This window comes from Acinetobacter sp. Q186-3 (assembly GCF_013420655.1).
GTDB lineage: Bacteria > Pseudomonadota > Gammaproteobacteria > Pseudomonadales > Moraxellaceae > Acinetobacter > Acinetobacter indicus.
In genome coordinates, this window is record NZ_VOXS01000002.1 from 238,380 (window position 1) to 258,472 (window position 20,093).

The 20,093-nt window shown below is 47.2% G+C and carries 18 protein-coding genes; 13 read left to right on the forward strand and 5 right to left on the reverse strand.

Going from position 1 to position 20,093, the window contains the following annotated elements; translation table 11 throughout:
* Window positions 1–28 precede the first annotated feature (28 nt).
* The 4 genes from FTT64_RS02870 to FTT64_RS02885 all read left to right on the forward strand — a co-directional run bounded on the left by FTT64_RS02870 (window position 29) and on the right by FTT64_RS02885 (window position 4,957).
* Window positions 29–925 carry an acetaldehyde dehydrogenase (acetylating) gene (locus FTT64_RS02870; RefSeq protein WP_005181969.1) on the forward strand — a complete coding sequence of 299 codons (897 nt, stop codon included), beginning with the start codon at window positions 29–31 and terminating at the stop codon, window positions 923–925.
* An 11-nt stretch (window positions 926–936) separates the two neighbouring features.
* On the forward strand, window positions 937–1,956 hold the full coding sequence (gene dmpG / locus FTT64_RS02875; RefSeq protein ID WP_005181971.1) for a 4-hydroxy-2-oxovalerate aldolase: 1,020 nt from the start codon (window positions 937–939) through the stop codon (window positions 1,954–1,956).
* A 586-nt stretch (window positions 1,957–2,542) separates the two neighbouring features.
* Window positions 2,543–3,814 (forward strand): OprD family outer membrane porin, encoded by a 1,272-nt coding sequence (locus FTT64_RS02880; protein ID WP_005181973.1) that lies wholly within the window; start codon window positions 2,543–2,545, stop codon window positions 3,812–3,814.
* Between the two features lie 282 nt (window positions 3,815–4,096).
* A complete protein-coding gene (locus FTT64_RS02885; protein ID WP_168396760.1) occupies window positions 4,097–4,957 on the forward strand; it encodes an alpha/beta fold hydrolase in 861 nt (286 codons plus the stop codon).
* 75 nt (window positions 4,958–5,032) lie between these two features.
* On the opposite strand, the gene FTT64_RS02890 is transcribed toward FTT64_RS02885, so the two are convergent.
* Complete coding sequence (locus FTT64_RS02890; protein ID WP_168396761.1) at window positions 5,033–5,710, reverse strand: DUF1345 domain-containing protein; 678 nt, start codon at window positions 5,708–5,710, stop codon at window positions 5,033–5,035.
* Window positions 5,711–6,015: 305 nt separating this feature from the next.
* Window positions 6,016–6,915: a DNA-binding transcriptional regulator HcaR gene (gene hcaR / locus FTT64_RS02895; protein WP_168396762.1), complete on the reverse strand. Its 900-nt coding sequence runs from the start codon at window positions 6,913–6,915 to the stop codon at window positions 6,016–6,018.
* A gap of 284 nt (window positions 6,916–7,199) precedes the next feature.
* On the opposite strand from hcaR, the gene hcaE reads away from it, so the two are divergent.
* The 8 genes from hcaE to FTT64_RS02935 all read left to right on the forward strand — a co-directional run bounded on the left by hcaE (window position 7,200) and on the right by FTT64_RS02935 (window position 14,944).
* Window positions 7,200–8,567: a 3-phenylpropionate/cinnamic acid dioxygenase subunit alpha gene (gene hcaE, locus FTT64_RS02900; protein WP_163142924.1), complete on the forward strand. Its 1,368-nt coding sequence runs from the start codon at window positions 7,200–7,202 to the stop codon at window positions 8,565–8,567.
* Window positions 8,564–9,082 carry a 3-phenylpropionate/cinnamic acid dioxygenase subunit beta gene (hcaF, locus tag FTT64_RS02905; protein WP_005181997.1) on the forward strand — a complete coding sequence of 173 codons (519 nt, stop codon included), beginning with the start codon at window positions 8,564–8,566 and terminating at the stop codon, window positions 9,080–9,082. The genes hcaE and hcaF overlap by 4 nt, the downstream gene beginning before the upstream one ends.
* Window positions 9,082–9,408 carry a 3-phenylpropionate/cinnamic acid dioxygenase ferredoxin subunit gene (gene hcaC, locus FTT64_RS02910; RefSeq protein WP_004781817.1) on the forward strand — a complete coding sequence of 109 codons (327 nt, stop codon included), beginning with the start codon at window positions 9,082–9,084 and terminating at the stop codon, window positions 9,406–9,408. Before hcaF ends, hcaC begins: the two co-directional genes overlap by 1 nt.
* Before the next feature lie 2 nt (window positions 9,409–9,410).
* A complete protein-coding gene (gene hcaB, locus FTT64_RS02915; RefSeq protein ID WP_004781818.1) occupies window positions 9,411–10,226 on the forward strand; it encodes a 3-phenylpropionate-dihydrodiol/cinnamic acid-dihydrodiol dehydrogenase in 816 nt (271 codons plus the stop codon).
* A 66-nt stretch (window positions 10,227–10,292) separates the two neighbouring features.
* Window positions 10,293–11,258, forward strand: a complete 966-nt coding sequence (locus FTT64_RS02920; RefSeq protein WP_004781819.1) for a 3-carboxyethylcatechol 2,3-dioxygenase — start codon at window positions 10,293–10,295, stop codon at window positions 11,256–11,258.
* A gap of 4 nt (window positions 11,259–11,262) precedes the next feature.
* The gene (gene hcaD, locus FTT64_RS02925; protein WP_168396763.1) at window positions 11,263–12,492 is read left to right on the forward strand and encodes a 3-phenylpropionate/cinnamic acid dioxygenase ferredoxin--NAD(+) reductase subunit; all 1,230 of its coding nucleotides are present in this window, start codon (window positions 11,263–11,265) and stop codon (window positions 12,490–12,492) included.
* Window positions 12,493–12,802: 310 nt separating this feature from the next.
* Window positions 12,803–13,711, forward strand: coding sequence for a DMT family transporter (locus FTT64_RS02930; protein ID WP_016659599.1), 909 nt, complete (start codon window positions 12,803–12,805; stop codon window positions 13,709–13,711).
* Window positions 13,712–13,894: 183 nt separating this feature from the next.
* Window positions 13,895–14,944, forward strand: a complete 1,050-nt coding sequence (locus tag FTT64_RS02935) for an MBL fold metallo-hydrolase (protein ID WP_005182011.1) — start codon at window positions 13,895–13,897, stop codon at window positions 14,942–14,944.
* 69 nt (window positions 14,945–15,013) lie between these two features.
* Here FTT64_RS02935 and FTT64_RS02940 read toward each other — a convergent pair whose 3' ends face one another.
* The gene (locus FTT64_RS02940) at window positions 15,014–16,534 is read right to left on the reverse strand and encodes a catalase (protein ID WP_005182013.1); all 1,521 of its coding nucleotides are present in this window, start codon (window positions 16,532–16,534) and stop codon (window positions 15,014–15,016) included.
* 292 nt (window positions 16,535–16,826) lie between these two features.
* Window positions 16,827–17,468, reverse strand: coding sequence for a TetR/AcrR family transcriptional regulator (locus FTT64_RS02945; RefSeq protein ID WP_168396764.1), 642 nt, complete (start codon window positions 17,466–17,468; stop codon window positions 16,827–16,829).
* Window positions 17,469–17,548: 80 nt separating this feature from the next.
* Here FTT64_RS02945 and FTT64_RS02950 point away from each other — a divergent pair, with 80 nt between their 5' ends.
* Entirely contained in the window at window positions 17,549–19,201 is a 1,653-nt protein-coding gene (locus FTT64_RS02950; RefSeq protein WP_168396765.1) for an acyl-CoA dehydrogenase family protein, read from the forward strand.
* A 151-nt stretch (window positions 19,202–19,352) separates the two neighbouring features.
* Here FTT64_RS02950 and FTT64_RS02955 read toward each other — a convergent pair whose 3' ends face one another.
* Window positions 19,353–19,835, reverse strand: coding sequence for a macro domain-containing protein (locus tag FTT64_RS02955; protein WP_168396766.1), 483 nt, complete (start codon window positions 19,833–19,835; stop codon window positions 19,353–19,355).
* Window positions 19,836–20,093 lie beyond the last annotated feature (258 nt).

Consider the following 20,093-nt stretch of genomic DNA (forward strand, 5'->3'; position numbering starts at 1 on the left):
CTGATCAGAATTTTAAGAGAGTACATTCATGAAAAAGATTAAATGTGCAATGATCGGTCCAGGTAACATCGGTACTGATTTGCTTTACAAATTACAACGTAGCGAATGGTTAGAGCCAGTATGGATGGTGGGTATTGATCCTACATCTGAAGGTCTAGCGCGTGCGGCGAAAATGGGTTTAAAAACCACGGCTGAAGGTGTAGATGGTCTTCTTCCTCACGTAATCGAAGATGACATCAAAATTGCATTCGATGCAACGTCTGCATACGTACACGCAGAAAACAGCCGCAAGCTCAATGAACTTGGCGTGTTAATGATTGATTTAACACCTGCGGCGATTGGTCCATTCTGTGTACCACCTGTCAACCTTGAAGCATTGCTTGCAGCTGGCGAAGTGCCAAACGTCAACATGGTGACTTGTGGCGGTCAGGCAACCATTCCAATGGTTGCTGCAGTTTCTCGCGTTCAACCTGTTGAATATGGCGAAATCATTGCAACTGTATCTACGAAGTCTGTAGGTCCAGGTACACGTAAAAACATTGATGAATTTACCCGTACCACTGCGGGTGCAATTGAGAAAGTTGGTGGTGCGAAACAAGGTAAAGCGATCATCATCATTAACCCTGCTGAGCCACCACTGATGATGCGTGACACAGTACATTGTTTAGTTGAAGGTGAGCCAGATCAAGCTGCGATCACTGAATCAGTGCATGCGATGATTAAAGAAGTGCAAAAATATGTACCAGGTTACAAACTGGTAAACGGTCCTATTTTTGACGGTAACCGTGTTTCGATCTTCTTAGAAGTCGAAGGTTTAGGTGACTTCTTGCCGAAATATGCAGGTAACCTCGACATCATGACAGCAGCAGCTGCACGTACTGCAGAAATGTTTGCTGAACACGTTTTCAACACTGCTGAAGCTTAAGGAGCAACCTCATGTCTAAGATTATTGTTCATGATATGACTTTACGTGATGGTATGCACCCGCAGCGCCATCAAACCACTGTTGAGCAAATGATTGCCATTTCAACAGCGCTAGATGATGCCGGCGTACCTTTAATTGAAGTGACCCACGGTGACGGCCTGGGCGGTTCATCAGTGAACTACGGTTTTGCTGCTGCAACAGATGAAGAATACCTGTCTGCTGTTGTGCCACGTATGAAGAATGCGAAAGTGTCTGCACTGCTTCTTCCTGGTATCGGTACAGTTGATCATTTGAAAATGGCGCATGAAATTGGTGTATCAACGATTCGTGTTGCAACACACTGTACAGAAGCGGACTGTTCTGAACAGCACATCACTGCTGCTCGTAAACTCGACATGGACACTGTGGGCTTCTTAATGCTGGCTCACATGGCTTCTCCTGAGCGTCTTTTAGAAGAAGCACAGAAGATGGTGTCTTACGGTGCGAACTGTATTTATGTCACAGACTCAGCAGGTTACATGCTTCCTCAAGACGTGAAAGACCGCGTGGGTCACTTACGTCAACACCTTGACCCAAGCATCGAACTCGGTTTCCACGGTCACCACAACTTAGGTATGGGTGTATCAAATACGGTTGCTGCGGTTGAAGCAGGTGCAGTACGTGTGGACTTGGCCTCTGCAGGTCTTGGTGCGGGTGCGGGTAACACACCACTTGAATTGTTCATTGCTGTAGCGAACCGTATGGGTATGGATACAGGCGTTGATCTGTTCAAAGTACAAGACGTTGCTGAAGACCTTGTGATTCCAATGATGCACAACCCAATTCGTGCAGACCGTGATGCGGCAACTTTAGGTTATGCGGGTGTTTACTCTTCATTCCTGTTGTTTGCAAAACGCGCTGAAGCGAAATATGGCGTGTCTGCGCGTGAAATCCTGATGGAACTGGGTCGCCGTGGTACAGTCGGTGGTCAGGAAGACATGATTGAAGACTTGGCGTTGACCATGTCTAAAGCACGTGAAATGCAAGCTTAAGTTTTAATTTTAAAACTGGCTTAAACAAAGCACTCCAAATATATTTGGGGTGCTTTTTTATTGGTGTGATTGATTGACTCACGATCACTTTAAAATAAATCCGGATTTAAAAGCGCACAGCTCAATACATTTAAGATGCATCTTATTTTTATATAAAAAATCTGTTAAATGATCAGCCGAGATTTATTTTAAAAGGATGGAGAAGGGGGAATGGAAAGCTAAGGGATTTAAATTCGAGGAAAAGCTGAATTATTTTAAATATTAAATTTTTTATAAATAATACTGATAGTTAAAAGCTATTAGTTAAAGTGTTAATGTTAAAACCAATAAATAAAGCCTAAAAACTCAGAATAAATAAAAAATACAGTGAAAAATAATATGAATAACAGGGGTTTATATTTACAGGGTGGAGAGTATTTAGCAGGGAAATGATTGGTGAAATATCTTAAAAAAATAAAAAAAGCGCTGTGAAATCAAAAAAATGCCCAAACCGATAAATGTTTAATACTGTGGTCGGATTTTCTATTTGATTATGCTTACGCATGATGACGGCATTGTTTTTATCTGCTGAATGGGAAAACTTACCATGCGTCGTCAAAAATTATGGATAGCAATGCTTGCTGCGACAGCAACTTTAGGAACTTCTGCTACATATGCAGATTTTATTGATGACAGCAATGTTCAACTTAAATTTAAAAATTTCTATTTAGATCGTCAGTATCAAGATAAACCAGAATTGAACTTTGGTTCATGGTCACAGGCGGTAACTTTGGATGCCAAGTCTGGTTATCATGATATTGGTGGTGGCGTGCAAATTGGAGCAGATGTACTGGTTCAACATGCAGTTAAACTCAACGGCCGTGATCAAAATCCGGATTGGGTGTTACCTCACGATGGCAAAGAATCTAAAGATCATTTTGGTAAAGTTGGTGCAACCTTAAAAGTTAAGGTATCTGAAACTGAGTTGAAGGTTGGTGATCTATTACCAATGTCACCAGTGGTATTCTTTGATCCATCTCGCCAATTACTGACTACTTATAGTGGTGCCTGGTTAGAGTCTAAGGACATTAAAGATACTAAACTGACCTTGGCATATTTAGATGGCATTAATGCACGTTATGAAAATCAATATCATGACCTGAGCTTATTTCCGCAAAACAACTTTGCGACAGCAGTCAGTACAGATGACGGTATGTATATTGCCGGGATTGATCATCAATTCACCCCAAAAGTGGGTGGTAGTTACTGGTATGCCGATGTCACCAACATCTACCAACAACACTATGCCGCTGTAAACTATAAAACGACCTTGGCTGAAAACACCAAGTTAGACACCCATGTACGTTATTTTGACAACAGCGAATCGGGTGACCAGCTGTATGGCAAGATTGACAGCCAGGCCGTGTCTGCAGGTGCAAAAATCAACCATGGTATGCACACAGTACAATTAGGCTACCAGCAAATGTTTGGAGAGCATGGTAACAAAGCGCCAATGTTCCCGACATTGGGTGGTTGGGTACCACAGCCTTATCTAGACAACTGGTCGGTGGCAAGCTTTATCCGTAAAGATGAAAAATCATGGAGCTTGGGTTATACCTATAACTTTGCTGATGTGGGTGTACCAGGTTTAACCGCAACTGCACGTCATTTCCGTGGTTGGGATGTCGATAATGGTGCAGGCGAACCGCGTGGCAAAGAAAATGAAAACAACCTGATTGTGAACTATGTGGTACCAGAAGGTAAGCTAAAAGGTTTAGGTTTCAACTACATGTTTATTGATACCAACTATGACAATATCTCAGGTGGTAACGATCTAGAAGAACACCGTATCGCGACGACCTATACCTATACATTCTAATTGGTCAAGATCAAAGAGCAGCTGCACCTCCAGCTGCTCTTTTTTATATAAAAATAGATGAAAGTCCTAATAAAAATAAGGATTTAAAATTAACTAAAATGTTTAAAAACAATGGCTTAAATAATCGTTTTTTTGTAGCTTAAAATCGTAATTTTGTATCAGTTGAAAGCGCAGGAGCGGTTAATATAAGCCTATAGAAAACGCATGTTCAACGAGTCACTTGACGTCCAGACCTTCCAAGATTGAGGGAAACGCAAGCTAAAGACTGTATGAGGAGTAAGTATGAGCACTGTCCAAATCCCTGACTATACAACAGATTCATTCTTTGGCTTAGAAGATAAATGGATTGAAACCGCAGAAGGCGAACTCACCCATTACCATGAAATTGGTGAAGGTACGCCAATTCTGTTCTTGCACGGTTCAGGTACGGGTGTATCTGCAGCGGCCAACTGGTGGTTAAACCTGCCACAAATTGGTGAACAGGCACGTTGTATCGCGATTGATACCATTGGTTATGGTCAAACCGTTGTTGCACCGGGTACCCAATACGGGATCCGTGCCTGGGTTGATCACGCAATCCGTACCTTAGATGCTTTAGGTATCGAGAAAACCTGGTTGGTGGGTAACTCTTTAGGTGGCTGGTTGGCATTTCAATTGGCACTGGATTATCCAGAGCGCGTTCTGGGTATCGTGTCTATGGGTACCGGTGGTGCCAAGCAAACTGCTGCACTGAAAGCGCACGCGAACCCAGTACTGACTGAAGAAGGTATCCGTAAGACACTGTCTATGTTCGTGGTGAACAAAGACCTGATCACAGATGAACTGGTGAAAGTCCGTTTTGACTCGGCTGCAAATGACTATGCATCTGACCGTTTAATGGACGTGGTTGGCGCACGTGACCGTGACCGTTTCGAATTCCCATTAGACTTCGAAAAAATGAAAGACATCACGGTACCTGTACTTCTGATTCATGGTACTCAAGACGTGGTGATTCCAGTATCCCGTACCTGGGACATTCTGAATGTGGTGCCAAATGCAGATGTGCATATCTTCAGCCAATGTGGTCACTGGTCACAAGTTGAAAAAGCCGATGAGTTCAACACAGTTATTAAAAACTACCTGGCGGCGCACGGCGTAAAATAAGCCGATGATAAAAACGAAAAAAGGATGGTGACAGGCCATCCTTTTTTTATGGGCGGAATTTCTGGCTCAACCGGTTTAGTGCTGAATAAAGCTGGCCACCAGATTAATACAAATCGCCAGAATAGTGGTGTTAAACATATAGGCCAGCACAATATGCAGCATGTTCAGGATACGCATCGCGCGTGAGCTGATGCTGACATCGGCGGTTTGTGCCGACGTGCCAATCACATAACTAAAATAGAGAAAATCCGGATAGGTCGGGTAAGGGGTTTTCGGAAACTCCAGCCCACCTGCCTGATGCTGTTGCAGCGCCAGATAATAGTCATGCGCATAGTGAATCGCAAAAATGGTATGCATAAACAGCCAGGCACATAAAATAGTGGTAATCGCCAGCAGAAAATGCCCCATGCGTGCAAAGTCGGTTTGGGCAAATAAGTTGATCTCGACAATAATCGCAATAAAGCACATCACCAGGGTTAGAAACAGCAGTAACAGAATCAGCCATTTACTGGCATCGTGCTGCTGGGCGCGTTGCAGAATATGCTGATGATCACTATGCCAGAAATTCAGCAGGGTAAAGAGCAGATAACCGGACACGGCAATATTCCAGCTGATGAGCAGGCAGGTCGACCAGGTCCACGGGCTCAAGCACTGAAAAATACCGTACAGCACCGTGGTGATCAGAAAACTGATAAAAAAATAAGGATGAGACTGCATCCCGGTTTTAATATGGCTAAACGGTGTTTTTATCATTCTTATTCCTTTGATCTGGCCCATGACAGATAAAAGCATGCCTAGCATCCTGCTTCAGGGGCAGAACATAGCGGCACTTCACTGTAGTCTAGCTTATTAGACTTAAGTTGTAGTTTGCGGCTGAAAATAAATCTGTGCGGCTAGCAGAGAAAAAGTCGTAAAAGTGCAAAAATGATAAAAAATGGTGCAAAAAAGCCTGCGACTTAAGTCTAATCTGATTAAAAAGCCAGCAAACTGGCTATAAAAAAGCACCATTATTTAGTCTCGAAATAATGATGCTGGCAGGCAGTCAGCCAAAGCGCGGCTTAATCGCGATTAATATCCAGATAAAACACCCGAGTCAGCAGTTCCATAAACTTGTCGACCGATGGCGAGTTGCTATTTTTGCGGTAACTGACATACAGGTCCAGATAAGGCAGTTCGATATCCAGCGGACGGATGATGGTGTTATTCATGGTCAGTGGTGTAATATAGCCTGGAAGGATCGTACAACCTAGACCAATACCAATAGAGTTGATGTTAAACAAGATGTTATCGGCTTTTTGCACGATATTAAATTCAATATTATTAGCTTTGGCAAAATCTAAAATGGTGTTGTGAAGGGTAAGAGATTGCTCTGCAGCCGGAATAATAAAATCAATGCCATTCAGGGCTTTGACCGGAATACGTTCGTATTTGGCCAGCGGATGGTCTTTCGGCAAAATGAAAATCAGCGGTTCACGCAGCACGAACTGGCTTTCAATTTCATCATTATTAAAGTTGTGACGGGTAAAGGTGATGTCCAGTTCACCTTTTTTAATGGCTTTCATCTGATCATTGTTGTTCATACTGAGCAATTCAATTTTCAGATCCGGGTTCTGTACGCGCAGATTCGGCAACACATACGGGAAAATCTTCATTTCCGCGACCGGTACAAAGCCAATGCGCAGCATCTGCTGTTTGGCCTGGGACACCTGACGCGCCATAGCCACGGCTTTGTCGGCCTGCGCCAGGGTCAAGCGCGCCTGTTCCAGAAACACTGCGCCTTCTTCTGTCAGTTCGACCTTACGTTTGGTCCGGTGTAACAGTTTTACGCCAACGTCTTCTTCGAGGTCTTTAATCTGTTGACTTAAAGAAGGCTGGGCTGTGTAGAGCTTCAAGGCAGCCTTACTGAAGTTCAGTTCTTCAGCCACGGTAATGAAATAGCGAAGGTGACGTAATTCCATAAACCCATTCCAAAATATTAATTCAAAAAATGTCTAACTATCATGTCTTAAGAGTATAATCTATAATCAACTATTAGGTGAAGATTATTCTGCCATTTAGGAAATAAATAGGCTTTCAAATTTTATTAATGCTTTAATAAAGAGAAATAAGCGATAAGTAATTGATAAAATATCTTAATTAAAACAAAAAAAATATTTCACTAAACCCCGCTAAAAAATCATTATCCATGCAAAGTTGAGTCTATTTATTTTGTGCCGTTGTGTCGGTCACAGGAGAGCTTTCAATGAGTGGAAAAATTGATGTGCGCGAAATCGACGCTTTAGTCGATGCACAAAATGGACGTATTACGCCATCTATCTATACTGATCCAGATATCTACGAGCTAGAACTTGAACGTGTATTTGGTCGTACCTGGTTATTCCTTTGCCATGAAAGCCAAATTCCTAAGGCGGGCGACTTCTTCAACACCTATATGGGTGAAGATCCGATCATTGTGGCACGTCAAAAAGATGGCTCGATCAAAGCATTCTTAAACCAATGCCGTCACCGTTCTATGCGCGTAAGCTTCGCAGACTGTGGTAATACCCGTGCGTTCACTTGCCCATACCACGGCTGGTCTTACGGTATTGACGGTTCTTTAAAAGACATCCCGCTTGAAGATCGTGCTTACCCGCATGGTGCATGTAAAGAGCAATGGGGTCTGGTTGAAGTAAACCGTGTGAAGTCTTACAAAGGCTTGGTATTCGGCTGCTGGGATGAAACGACTCCAGATCTAGAAGAATACATGGGCGATATCGCTTGGTACCTGGACGGTGTTGTCGATCGTCGTGAAGGCGGTACTGTGATCGTGGGTGGTGTACACAAATGGGAAATCGAGTGTAACTGGAAATTTGCAGCCGAACAGTTCGCATCTGACCAATACCACGCGTTGTTTTCTCACGCATCTGCAATTCAGGTGCTGGGTGCAAAACCAGACGACGAATCTTCTAAGAAATTAGGTGCTGCACAAACTGCTCGTCCAGTTTGGGAAACTGCGAAAGACGCGATCCAATACGGTTCACGTGGTCACGGTTCAGGCTTCTTCTTCACAGAGAAACCAGACGCAAACGTATGGGTTGACGGTGAAGTAGCGAACTACTTCCGTGAAACTTACGAAGAAGTGAAAGAACGCCTAGGTGAAACTCGTGCACTGCGTCTAGCTGGTCATAACACCATGTTCCCTACATTGTCTTGGTTGAACGGTACTGCGACTCTTCGTGTATGGCACCCACGTGGTCCAAACAAAACTGAAGTTTGGGCATTCTGTATCTGTGATGCGGACGCGCCAGAAGATGTACAAGCAGCATTTGAACGTTCTGCAACTCGTGCCTTCGGTCCTGCAGGCTTCCTGGAGCAAGATGACTCTGAAAACTGGATCGAAATCCAAAAAGTTTTACGTGGTTACAAAGCGCGTCAAAACAAACTCATTATGGAAATGGGTAAAGGTAACGAGAAAGTACGTGAAGATGGTATCCCGGGTATCACTAACTATATTTTCTCTGAAACTGCAGCACGTGGTATGTACCGCCGTTGGGCAGATTTATTGATTCATGAAAAATGGGAAGACGTTGAAGCTGCGGCTGACGAATATGAGAAGGAGCTTATGAAATGAGTCAAATCAGTTTAGAACTTCATCACCAAATTAGTCAGTTCCTGTATCAAGAAGCCAAGCTTCTTGATGACTGGAAATTCCGCGAGTGGTTAGACACGCTAGCTGAAGATATTTCTTATACGCTACGTACCACACCAAACGCACAAACCCGTGACCGTCGTCGTTCGGTTGAACCACCGACGACTTGGGTGTTCAACGATACGAAAGATCTGTTGGAACGTCGTGTTGCCCGTCTTGAAACCGGTATGGCCTGGGCAGAAGAGCCTCCATCACGTACGACTCACATGGTGTCTAACGTGATTGTTGAAGCGTCTGAAGTAGAAGGCGAATACGATGTGTACGTGACTTATTTACTGTACCGTACCCAAAAAGAGAAAGACGTTACGATTTACTGTGGTAAGCGTCATGACAAGATCCGCAAAGTTGAAGGCGGCCTGGGCTTCCAGATCTTCAACCGTAAGATCACGCTTGACCAAGTTACCTATAACTCACATAACCTGAGTGTGTTCTTCTAATGAATAAGATTTTTGTTTGCCAAGTTGACGAATTAGACGAAGGCGAAGCGTTAAAAGTGGATTGTGGCGTAAACGGTATCGAAGCGCTTGCAGTATTCAACAACGGTGGCGAATTCTTCGCAATGAACGACCGCTGTTCACACGGTAATGCTTCTATGTCTGAAGGCTACCTTGAAGACGATGGTACAGTGGAATGTCCACTTCACGCAGCTCGCTTCTGTTTGAAAACAGGTCAGGCACTTTGCTTACCAGCAACTGACCCAATTCAAACATTCCCAGTTGTACTTGAAGATGGTGCGTTATACGTAGAGATGGCAGGAGAGTAATCATGGGTTGGCTACAAGGCGAAGTTGCACTGATCACTGGTGGTGGTTCAGGTCTCGGTTGGGCACTGGTAGAACGTTTCCTGGAAGAGGGTGCACAAGTGGCCGTTCTTCAACGTTCACAGTCTAAAGTCGATGCACTGAATGCACATTTTGGTGACCGCGTGCTGGCAATCGCAGGTGATGTGGCCAGCTATGAAGACAACGTCCGCGCTGTTAAAGCGACTGTAGAGCGTTACGGTAAACTCGACTGTTTCGTGGGTAATGCCGGTATCTGGGATCACTATGCAGATATCGTCAATACTTCAGGTGAGCAGCTGGAAAAAGCCTTTGATGAGATTATGGGGATTAATACCAAATCTCTGATCTTAGGCGCCAAAGCTGCACTTGATGAGCTCGTGAAATCTGAAGGTTCGATCATTTTTACACTGTCAAATTCTGCACTTTATTCTGCAGGTGGCGGTCCAGTTTACACAGCATCAAAACATGCCGGTGTAGGCATTATGAAAGAACTGGCTTACGAACTAGCGCCTAAAGTCCGAGTTAATGCCGTTGCGCCATCAGGTATGAATGTGAATATCAAAGGTGCTGCATCTTTGGGGCAGGAAAATCTTGGCCTGCTCGATGCACGTGATCCTGAGAAAATCGCCCGTGGCATGCCATTGAATTTCTTACCTGAGCCGGAAGATATGACTGGTTCATATGTGCTCTTGGCATCTCGTCAAAATAACCGTCCTTTGACTGGTGTTCTGATCAATGCAGAATGCGGTCTGGGTATTCGCGGCTTACGTCAGCCACGTGCCGGTTTCTTTGACGAATAAAAATCTAGTCTGAAATGGACTTTTCGGCAGCCTGTTCTTGGCTGCCTTCCTTTTAAGGAGTCTCTCATGGCCGTTAAACTTATTTGTGCATCGCACAGTCCTTTAATGGAATTTGCTTCACCGCAGGAAAAACGCAAAGAACAGGCTGTTCGTGAAGCGTTTGAAAAACTGTCTGCTGAAGTAAAAGCTTACGACCCAACCCTGATCATTACCTTTGGTCCTGACCATTTCAATGGTTTCTTCTATGACCTGATGCCAAGCTTCTGTGTGGGCATTCGCGCGACTGCTGCAGGTGACTGGGACTATGGTAAAGACAATGCACACATTGATGTACCAGAAGACAAAGCACTGGGCTTAGTGCGTCGTGTACTCGATGAGGGCGTGGACGTTGCGTATTCTTACCGTATGCAAGCTGACCATGGTGTGACTCAGCCATTGCACTTCCTGTGCGACGGCAAACTTGATCGTTATCCAACGATTCCAATTTTCATTAATGGCGCTGCAGCACCGATGCCAACTACGAAGCGTACCATCGCTTTAGGCCGTGCTGTAGGTCAGTTCATCAAATCTCTGAACCTTGAAAATGAGCGTGTACTTGTCCTAGGTACAGGTGGTCTGTCACACGATCCACCAACTCCGCAAATGGGTTCTGTACCACCAGAAGTGGAAGAGTTCCTGATTGCAGGTCGTAACCCGACACCTGAAGCACGTAACGCGCGTCAGTCAAAAATTATTGCAGTGGGCCAGAAACTGGCAGCGGGCGATACCTCTGTTGCAGTTCCTCTGAATGCTGAATGGGATATCGCATTGCTTGAAAAATTCAAGAATGCCGACTTCGCTGCACTAGAAGCCATGACTGAAGCTGAAATCCGCCGTGATGGTGGCCGTGGTGGTCAGGAAGTCCGTTCGTGGATGGCGGCATTTGCTGCTTTAAGCGAAATGGGCGAGTACGAAATGACAACGCACTGTTATGAAGAAATCAGTGAATGGATTGCGGGCTTCGGCATCGTATCTGCAGAGTTAAAAGGTTAAAGACATGAGCAACATCGAAACCATCGTAATTGTAGGTGCAGGTCAGGCCGGTGCCAGCGCAATTCTGGAATTACGTGGCAACAAATACGAAGGCAAAATCACCCTGATCGGGGATGAAACCCATTTGCCGTATGAGCGTCCGCCTTTGTCTAAAGATGTGATTCTCAAACCAGCCGAAACCAAAATCGAAATTCTGTCAGAAGAAAAACTGGCGGAACTGGGCGTTGAAACCATCCGTGGTAACGGTGTGGCCAAAATCAATGCCGAGGCAAAAACGGTTGAACTGCAAAACGGTGATGTCGTTGCTTATGACAAGTTACTGCTGGCCACCGGTGGTGCAGCGCGTCGTTTACCCAACTTCGATGCGCTGGGTAAACACGTGTACACCCTGCGTAACCTGGAAGATTCACAAGCGCTGGTGCCGGTATTACAGCCGGGCCGCCGTATCATCCTGATTGGTGGTGGTGTGATCGGTCTGGAGCTTGCATCAAGCGCACGTTTTAAAGAATGTGAAGTGACCGTGATTGAAATGGGTCCAATGGTGATGGGTCGTTCATCACCACGCATCCTGAGCGAGTTCCTGCTGCAGCAGCAACAATTGGCCGGTGTTGATGTACGCCTGTCGACCCAGATTGCAGAATGCAAGCTGGATGGCGAAGAAATTGTGGTAACACTGGAAGGCGGTGAAGAGCTGCGTGCAGATGCTGTGGTCTATGGCATCGGGATTATCCCGAATGCACAGCTGGCCGTTGAAGCCGGTCTGGATGCGGACTTTGCGGTTAAGGTCAATGAAAATTGCCAGACTTCAAATCCGGATATTTATGCAGCGGGTGACGTGGCCACGCAACTGCGTGACTGTGGTAACCACCGCCGCGTTGAAACCTGGGAAAATGCCAACCTGCAAGCCGGTATCTTCGCGCGTCACGTGATGGGCGTTGAACATCCAGCGGCAAACCCTGCCTGGTTCTGGACCGATCAGCTGGACATCAACTATCAGTTTGTTGGTGATATGGCAGCGGCTGAATGGCATGTGCGTGGCGAGATTAAACCTGAACTGCGTGCTGAATCATCATTCGTATTGTTTGGTGTCACCGATGGCGTGATCGTTGGCGGGATTACCGTGAATGCAGCCAAAGACATGCGTCACCTGAAAAAGCTGATCAGCAAACAGGCGGCTTTTGAGGCTGACAAATATCTCGATCTGAGTCAGGATCTTCGTAAGCTGGTAAAATAATCCGGCGATACGGCAGGGCAGACCTTGGGTAACTTTGGTCTGCTTTTTTATGGCTGTTTTATTTTCTTGTTGAGACATGAGCGCAATGTGCATGGTGATTTGTACATGACTTTGTGTCGGTAGGTCTTACTTTTTAAAGCTGATAAGAATCCTCAAAATTTATTTTTGAGTTCGCAGGGCAAAACTCTTTTCATTGTTTGGGCGTCTCTTCGTTCCGTGGTGACATTCAGGTCGTCATCCTCATTATTTCAAGATGGGTTTGAATAAAGATGCTTTCATTTTATGGTTTTCAAATTTAGTTGAGTTGTCTATGAGTTCAAACTCATCTCCCATGATCGTTACCGCCAGTATCTATGCCTTGCTGGTGCTGATCTGGGCCACCACGCCGCTGGCGATTGTGTGGAGTGTGGAAGAAGTCCATCCCATGTGGGTGCTGATTATCCGCTATTTCGGGGCTTCGCTGATTGCGCTGTTTTTACTGAAACTGATGCGTGATCCGTTGCCGCTGGATGAAACCTCACTCAAAAGTTATGTGGCGGGCAGCCTGAACCTGATTGGTGCGCAGCTGTTTATTTATCTGGCAGCCAATTACCTGACTTCGGGTTTAATGGCGCTGATTTTTGGTTTTTCCCCGCTTATTGCCGGTTTAATTGGCCATGTGATTTTAAAAACCCAGAAACTGGTGGCCCTGCAATGGCTGGGCATGGCGGTGGCAGTGGCCGGGCTGAGTTATGTCTTTGCCGACTCGGCAGACAGCAAGATCAACCCGATTGGGATTGTGCTGATGTTAATTAGCATGGTGTCGTATATCAGCTCGATTTTCTGGGTCAAGCAGATTAATGCACCACTGAGTCCGATGTCACAGGCCACCGGTTCCTTGCTGGTCTCGGCACTGGGTTCAATGCTGATGTTGCCATTCATCTGGTCACATATGCCAACCGAATGGCCGGGCATGCAAACCATGATTGGCTTTTTGTTTACCATGATCATGTCTTCGATTGTGGCGATGCTGTGTTATTTCTGGCTGATTCGCCGTCTGGCTGCGTCCACTGTCTCTTTAAGCAATGTGATGACCCCGATTATTGCACTGGTACTCGGAGCGACCCTGAATCATGAGCATATCAGTGCACATGCGGTGGCCGGGATTGCGGTGGTGATGCTGGGCATTGTGATGTATTTCTGGAAAGACTGGCAGCGTCAGTATTTTTCTAAATGGTGACAGCACAGGAAGCCATGCGCTTCCTGCTGTTTTGGCTTTTGCTAAAAACAACAAAAACATAAAACAAAATATTCCACAATTTTGGATACTATGCATATTGCATCGGCACTTGCTGTCCTGTGTAATGAAGACTTAATAAATCACAGGATTTGCTCTACGTGCTTCAATTTTTATCGGACTGACATGAATCAAAACGCGGAACCTAAGCATTTTCAGCTACCAACCGAAACATGTTGGTCACACGCCTGGCGTCAGCCTGCTTTGCAGTTTTTACCTTCCCGGCATTATAACGGTGCCCAGTTTTTCAATCCGGTGCCGGCACCCGAAGGGCGTAGCCGCAGTGATTTGCTGAAATGGCTGTTACAGCGTAAACGCAATAGCTGGACCGCAGAAAACACACCAGAGCAGCCCGCTGAAGGCAAGCGTCCGATTCCGCAGGAACGTCCGAATGCCAGCCTGGATGACTGGCAGATCTGGTTTGTAGGGCATGCTACCGTTCTGATTCAGATTGGCCCCTATAATTTCCTGACCGATCCGGTCTGGTGTGAATATGCCGGACCGCAGCAGGGCAGAGGTCCGAAACGGATTTGCCCGGCTGGAATTGCCCTGGAAGAGTTACCGACCATTCATGCGGTGCTGTTGAGCCATAACCATTATGACCACATGGATCTGGCCACCCTGCGCTGGTTACATGCCCGTTTTGCCATGCCAATTTATACCGGACTGGGCAACAGCTGGTATTTGCCAAAAAACTTTCATGTGGTGGAAATGGACTGGTGGCAATCGGCGCTATTTAATGAATTAAAACTGGTCTATATTCCGGCGCAGCATGGTTCAGGCCGTGGTATGCGCGACCAGAACAGTGCCCTCTGGGGTGGCTTCTCGATTCTGCATGGTGAAGATCACTGCTTCTTTGCCGGAGATACCGGTTATTCCTCGCATTTTAAGGAAATCCATGCCCGTATTGGCGCACCGCGGATTGCACTATTACCGATTGGTGCCTATGAGCCACGGGACCTGATGCGCTATATGCACATGAATCCGGAAGATGCTTTTCAGGCGCATAAAGACCTGCATTCCAAATGTTCGCTGGCCATTCATTACCGTACCTTCCAGCTCACCGATGAAGGCCGTGAACAGCCGGAAGTCGATTTGCAAAATGCCATGCGTAAATCCTCAAAACTGATGAATCCGTTTTATTGCATTCGCGAAGGCAAGAAGCTGATTGTTTAAGTTTAAATCCTGCAACAAAAAACCACCCGAAGGTGGTTTTTTTATGGCTTGAACTCTCTGTGTAGAGGCTTAGAGCACGCCTGGCTGACCCAGCGCAGGGTCGGTGGCTCGAGCGGCCTGAGCATCTGCCACGGTCATCCCCAAGGCTTGGGCTACACCTTCGCCGTAGGCCGGGTCACACATAAAGCAGTTACGGATATGACGGTACTTGATAAAGTCATAGGCATCGCCCATGGCACGCGCAGTATTGTCAAACAGCGCCTGTTTCTGTTCAGGATTCATCAGGTTGAACAGGGCACGCGGCTGGCTAAAGTAATCGCTGTCATCTTGACGATAATCCCAGAAATCGGCATCGCCACGGATTTTCAGTGGTGGTTCACGGTACTGTGGCTGTTCCTGCCATTGCTGGAAGCTGTTTGGCTCATAGTGTGGCAAGCCGCCATAGTTGCCATCCATACGGCCCTGACCATCACGGCGGTTAGAGTGGACCGGACAACGGGCTGCGTTTACCGGAATCTGGGAATGGTTTACCCCCACGCGATAACGTGCGGCATCGGCATAGTTAATTAAACGCGCTTGCAGCATACGGTCTGGTGAATAGCTGATCCCCGGCACCAGAGTACTTGGTGCAAAAGCGGCCTGTTCCACATCCTGGAAATAGTTTTCTGGGTTACGGTTCAGTTCAAACTCACCGACTTCAATTAATGGATAATCACCTTTTGGCCAGACTTTGGTCAGGTCAAACGGATGATAAGGCACGGTTTCCGCTTCGGTTTCCGGCATGATCTGCACGAATAGGGTCCATTTCGGGAAATCGCCACGTTCAATTGCATTAAACAGGTCATTTTGGCTGCTTTCACGGTCCTGGCCAATCAGTGCTGCGGCTTCGGCATCGGTCAGGTTTTTAATGCCCTGCTGGGTACGGAAATGGAATTTGACCCAGAAACGTTCATTGTTGGCATTAATGAAGCTGTAGGTGTGGCTGCCAAAACCATGCATATGACGATAACCATCTGGAATACCGCGGTCTGACATGACAATGGTCACCTGATGCAGCGCTTCTGGTAACAGGGTCCAGAAATCCCAGTTGTTGTTGGCGGAACGGACGTTGGTTTTCGGGTCACGTTTTACCGCTTTGTTCAGGTCTGGGAACTGGCGCGGGTCACGGAAGAAGAACACCGGTGTGTTGTTACCGACTAAATCCCAGTTGCCTTCTTCGGTATAGAATTTTAGTGCAAAACCGCGAATATCACGTTCGGCATCGGCTGCACCGCGCTCACCGGCCACTGTCGAGAAGCGGGCAAACATTTCGGTTTTCTTGCCGACTTCAGAGAAAATTTTGGCGCGGGTATATTGGGTAATGTCGTGAGTCACGGTAAAGGTTCCGAATGCACCTGAACCTTTGGCGTGCATACGACGCTCAGGAATCACTTCACGAACAAAGTTCGCCAGTTTTTCATTGAGCCATAAATCCTGGGTAAGCAATGGACCACGGGCACCGGCGGTCATACTGTTCTGGTTATCGACCACCGGAGCACCGGCATCGGTGGTGAGGTGGGTGACCGGACATTTTTTAAAGTCTTGGCTCATTATCGTTCTCCGTTATTGTATTCATGTGCTGACGTTGGACACGGGCTGGATTCTCCAGGCAGGTGACATCCCATGAAATTAACCGTTATCAAAGTCATTAAAAAACCAACCCAGCCCATCATGGACATCTGCCTTGCAACGACTGACTGGGCAGGATGGCGATGGATAAAAACATAAAAATGTAGCTTGGTTCTCATTTAATGTAGACCGAGTACCGCAGTTTTTCAAATGGATAAAACGATTAGTGGTCAAAGGAATAATCGATAGCTTAAAGTTTTGATTTCTGAGTGTTTTAGTCGGATTTTGTTGAGATGAGCCGGGCTAAAAACGGCTGGATGGCCAGTTCAATATCGGCCTGCAGTTGCGGCCAGTCCTGAAATGTGGGCTGGATTAACAGGGTTTGTGAAATAAAGCCATAACTGATGCGATGCAGGTTTTCGGCACAGCGCAAGCGTTCGTGGGTTTCAGGTATATAGCGGCTTAAAATCTGCTGCCAGCTGTCCAGCATCAGCTGATAATGCTTTTGATAGGCCTGTTCGCTCGACAGGCTGCGTTCAAGTAAAAACACACTGGCCCACAGCCGCTGTTCGCTGCGGATACGGTCGAGCTGAAAGCACAGCAGGGCCTGTATATCGCTGCAAATATCACCAGTTGTGGATAACTGTGGCGGTGGCTGGGTATAACTGCGTAGCGCCTCGGCATGCTGGATAATCTGCTGGTGAATCACCCAGGCCAGCAAATCTTCTTTCTGGGCAAAGTATTCATAAAAGGTGCCCAGACCGACGCCGGCCAGCTCGGTAATCTCGCGGATGGTCAGTTGTGCGGGTGTCTGCTGCTGCAAAAGCCGAACAACACTGTCCAGCAGTGCCTGCTGGGTCTGTTTGGCCCGGGACTGGCGAGGCTTACGCCGCAGCTGTACAGAGGGGGAGGTCATGACTGAAAACCGAACATGCTGTGGGTGAATATTCTTTATACTGAAAGCCTATCATCATAATCAATCAGGAACGATGAACGATGCAGGCATGGATGACCCATTCTATTCAGAATCAGTTTGATGAACGTCAGGATTATAACCTGTTTGCGAGTGACCGCGTGTTGCAGGAAATCTTGCAGCGCTATGGCAGTCAGGATCAGGCACGCCTTAGCGCCCTTGGTCAGCAGGCCGGATCGGCAGAGGCTTATCATTCTGCCCATTTAGCCAATAGCCATACCCCGCAGTTACAGGCCTTTGATGCTCGCGGCCGCCGTCAGGATGTGATCGAGTTCCATCCAGCCTGGCATTACTGGATGGCGCTGAACCGGGAATTTCAGACCCATGCCCATCCCTTTATTGAACCTCAGTCCGCATCTGCCTGGGTCGATTGGGCGGCGCGCTTTTATCTGAGTGGTCAGGTCGAATGTGGCAACCTGTGTCCTGCCTCCATGACCCTGGGCAGTATTCCGCTCATTCAGCGTGAACCTGAACTGTGGCAACAGTTCGGCGATAAACTGCTGTCGAATGAATATGATGTGCGGGATATTCCAATGGCGCAGAAAACATCAATCTGGCTGGGCATGGGCATGACTGAAAAGCAGGGCGGCTCCGATGTACGCGCCAATGAAACCATCGCCACTCCGGTGGGGACCGCGGGTCGTGGCCAGCCCTATCTGCTGACCGGGCATAAATGGTTTTTCTCGGCGCCGATGTGCGATGCGCATTTGGTGGTGGCGAAAACTGAACAGGATGGCTTGGCCTGCTTCTTTGTGCCGCGCTGGCTGGAAGATGGTCGCAAGAACACGATTCATATCCAGCGTCTAAAAGACAAGGTCGGCAACCGCAGCAATTCCAGCTCGGAAGTCGAGTTTCATGAGGCCTGGGGCATCATGATTGGCGAAGCTGGCCGTGGTATTCCCACCATTATTGAAATGGCCAATTATACCCGCCTGACCTGTGTGGTCGGCAGCAGTGCCATGTTGCGCCAGGCGCTGGTGCAATGTATTGCCTATACCCGGCAACGCAAAGCCTTTGGCAAGCTGCTGGCTGAACAGCCGCTGATGCAGGCGGTATTGGCCGATCTGGCACTGGAAACCGAAGCCGCGGTGCAGCTGGGCTTTTATCTGGCGCAGTGCTACCAGTTGGATACGCCGCTGGCGCAGGCCTGGAAGCGGATTATGACCCCGGCTGCCAAGTTCTGGGTGTGTAAGCGTACTGTCGAGCTGAGCGGCGAAATGATGGAGGTCTTTGGCGGCAATGGCTATGTCGACACTGGCATCATGGCGCGTATTTTTAAAGAAGCTCCGGTGAATAGTATCTGGGAAGGGTCGGGCAATGTCATGTGTCTGGATGTGCTACGCGCGATACAGCGTGATCCGGCCTCCATGCAGGTCCTGTTGCAGTCGCTGGCCGACGGTGTGCAACAGCAGCCGCTGTTACAGCAGGAATTACAGGCGCTGATGCAGCTGTTCCAGCAGACAGACCCCCAAGCCTTGCAGTTTATGGCACGTACGCTGGTAAGCCGTTTGGTGCTGCTGGCACAGGCGGTCATCTTAAACCTGCATGCGCCTGATTTTGTGGCACAGGCCTTTATCCAGAGCCGTTATCAGACCCTGCATGGTCAGGTGGTGGGCATGTTAGACCCGGCACAGGTCGATGTTGCCCGGCTGTTAGAGCGTGCGCTGGCGGCTTAGACATCACGCGTGATAGAGCGTATCCTGATAGAAAAATTCCCCGCTTGACTTCAGCCAAGCGGGGAAATCGGACTGGATGCACGGTGGTCTGCAGTTGAGTAGCTGTGTGATCCCGGCATCAGTCTCACGCTAACGATCAAACGAGCTTGGCTTAATGCGCCGGTTCGTCTGCTTTAACCCCTTTCTGATACAGGGTGTAAATATAAACCGGAATATTCAGGTCTTCTAAATGCTTGTAAATCAGCGGGCGGACTTCTTCCCAATCCAGACCGCCGACACCGGTAGCCAGACGTGGCAGCGCCAAACTTTCAATATTCTCGGCTTCAACCAGCTGTTTCAGGGTGCGGTTGACGTATTCTGTCGATGCTTTACCCGGCTTAGAACCGTTGTCATAGGCCGCTTCCTGAGTCATCAGGTTAATGATGCGCTGACCTTCGGCATTGACCCAGGTCCACTGCTCACCCGCTTTAGGATGGTAAATATGGCAATAGTTACGGAAGTCTTTATACAGCGCTGGCCAGTGTTCGCGCAGACTTAAAGCCAGTCCGGTGGCAAAGTTATCATTTGGGGCAACACCGTGGGCAATGGCACGGGCTTGGCTCAATAAAATATCTCCAGAAACTTCATAAATCATGCTGTGAACTCCTGTTTTGGAAGAGGCTGTTTGAATTGATCTTCTAGCTTCATCTTAGCCCATCAGGAGGTTTTTCTAGCGTGCTATATAACTGCTAAGTCTTTGCAAAATAATAAAAAATATAAGATTTTGTGGTATAATTATAGGGGCAGAGCAGCTGAATCTACTTTCATTTTTTGACTGAAGAATGTTCAGAAAAACACTGCAAAATTTTTCTATACCGTTTCTTTTATTGTTACATGACTGTCGCAAAACTGC

Bases quoted from the DNA above. Each gene is read 5' to 3' on its own strand.
- FTT64_RS02870 (WP_005181969.1), top strand. From the start codon at position 29: ATGAAAAAGATTAAATGTGCAATGATCGGTCCAGGTAACATCGGTACT.
- dmpG (WP_005181971.1), top strand. From the start codon at position 937: ATGTCTAAGATTATTGTTCATGATATGACTTTACGTGATGGTATGCAC.
- FTT64_RS02880 (WP_005181973.1), top strand. From the start codon at position 2,543: ATGCGTCGTCAAAAATTATGGATAGCAATGCTTGCTGCGACAGCAACT.
- FTT64_RS02885 (WP_168396760.1), top strand. From the start codon at position 4,097: ATGAGCACTGTCCAAATCCCTGACTATACAACAGATTCATTCTTTGGC.
- FTT64_RS02890 (WP_168396761.1), bottom strand. From the start codon at position 5,710: ATGATAAAAACACCGTTTAGCCATATTAAAACCGGGATGCAGTCTCAT.
- hcaR (WP_168396762.1), bottom strand. From the start codon at position 6,915: ATGGAATTACGTCACCTTCGCTATTTCATTACCGTGGCTGAAGAACTG.
- hcaE (WP_163142924.1), top strand. From the start codon at position 7,200: ATGAGTGGAAAAATTGATGTGCGCGAAATCGACGCTTTAGTCGATGCA.
- hcaF (WP_005181997.1), top strand. From the start codon at position 8,564: ATGAGTCAAATCAGTTTAGAACTTCATCACCAAATTAGTCAGTTCCTG.
- hcaC (WP_004781817.1), top strand. From the start codon at position 9,082: ATGAATAAGATTTTTGTTTGCCAAGTTGACGAATTAGACGAAGGCGAA.
- hcaB (WP_004781818.1), top strand. From the start codon at position 9,411: ATGGGTTGGCTACAAGGCGAAGTTGCACTGATCACTGGTGGTGGTTCA.
- FTT64_RS02920 (WP_004781819.1), top strand. From the start codon at position 10,293: ATGGCCGTTAAACTTATTTGTGCATCGCACAGTCCTTTAATGGAATTT.
- hcaD (WP_168396763.1), top strand. From the start codon at position 11,263: ATGAGCAACATCGAAACCATCGTAATTGTAGGTGCAGGTCAGGCCGGT.
- FTT64_RS02930 (WP_016659599.1), top strand. From the start codon at position 12,803: ATGAGTTCAAACTCATCTCCCATGATCGTTACCGCCAGTATCTATGCC.
- FTT64_RS02935 (WP_005182011.1), top strand. From the start codon at position 13,895: ATGAATCAAAACGCGGAACCTAAGCATTTTCAGCTACCAACCGAAACA.
- FTT64_RS02940 (WP_005182013.1), bottom strand. From the start codon at position 16,534: ATGAGCCAAGACTTTAAAAAATGTCCGGTCACCCACCTCACCACCGAT.
- FTT64_RS02945 (WP_168396764.1), bottom strand. From the start codon at position 17,468: ATGACCTCCCCCTCTGTACAGCTGCGGCGTAAGCCTCGCCAGTCCCGG.
- FTT64_RS02950 (WP_168396765.1), top strand. From the start codon at position 17,549: ATGCAGGCATGGATGACCCATTCTATTCAGAATCAGTTTGATGAACGT.
- FTT64_RS02955 (WP_168396766.1), bottom strand. From the start codon at position 19,835: ATGATTTATGAAGTTTCTGGAGATATTTTATTGAGCCAAGCCCGTGCC.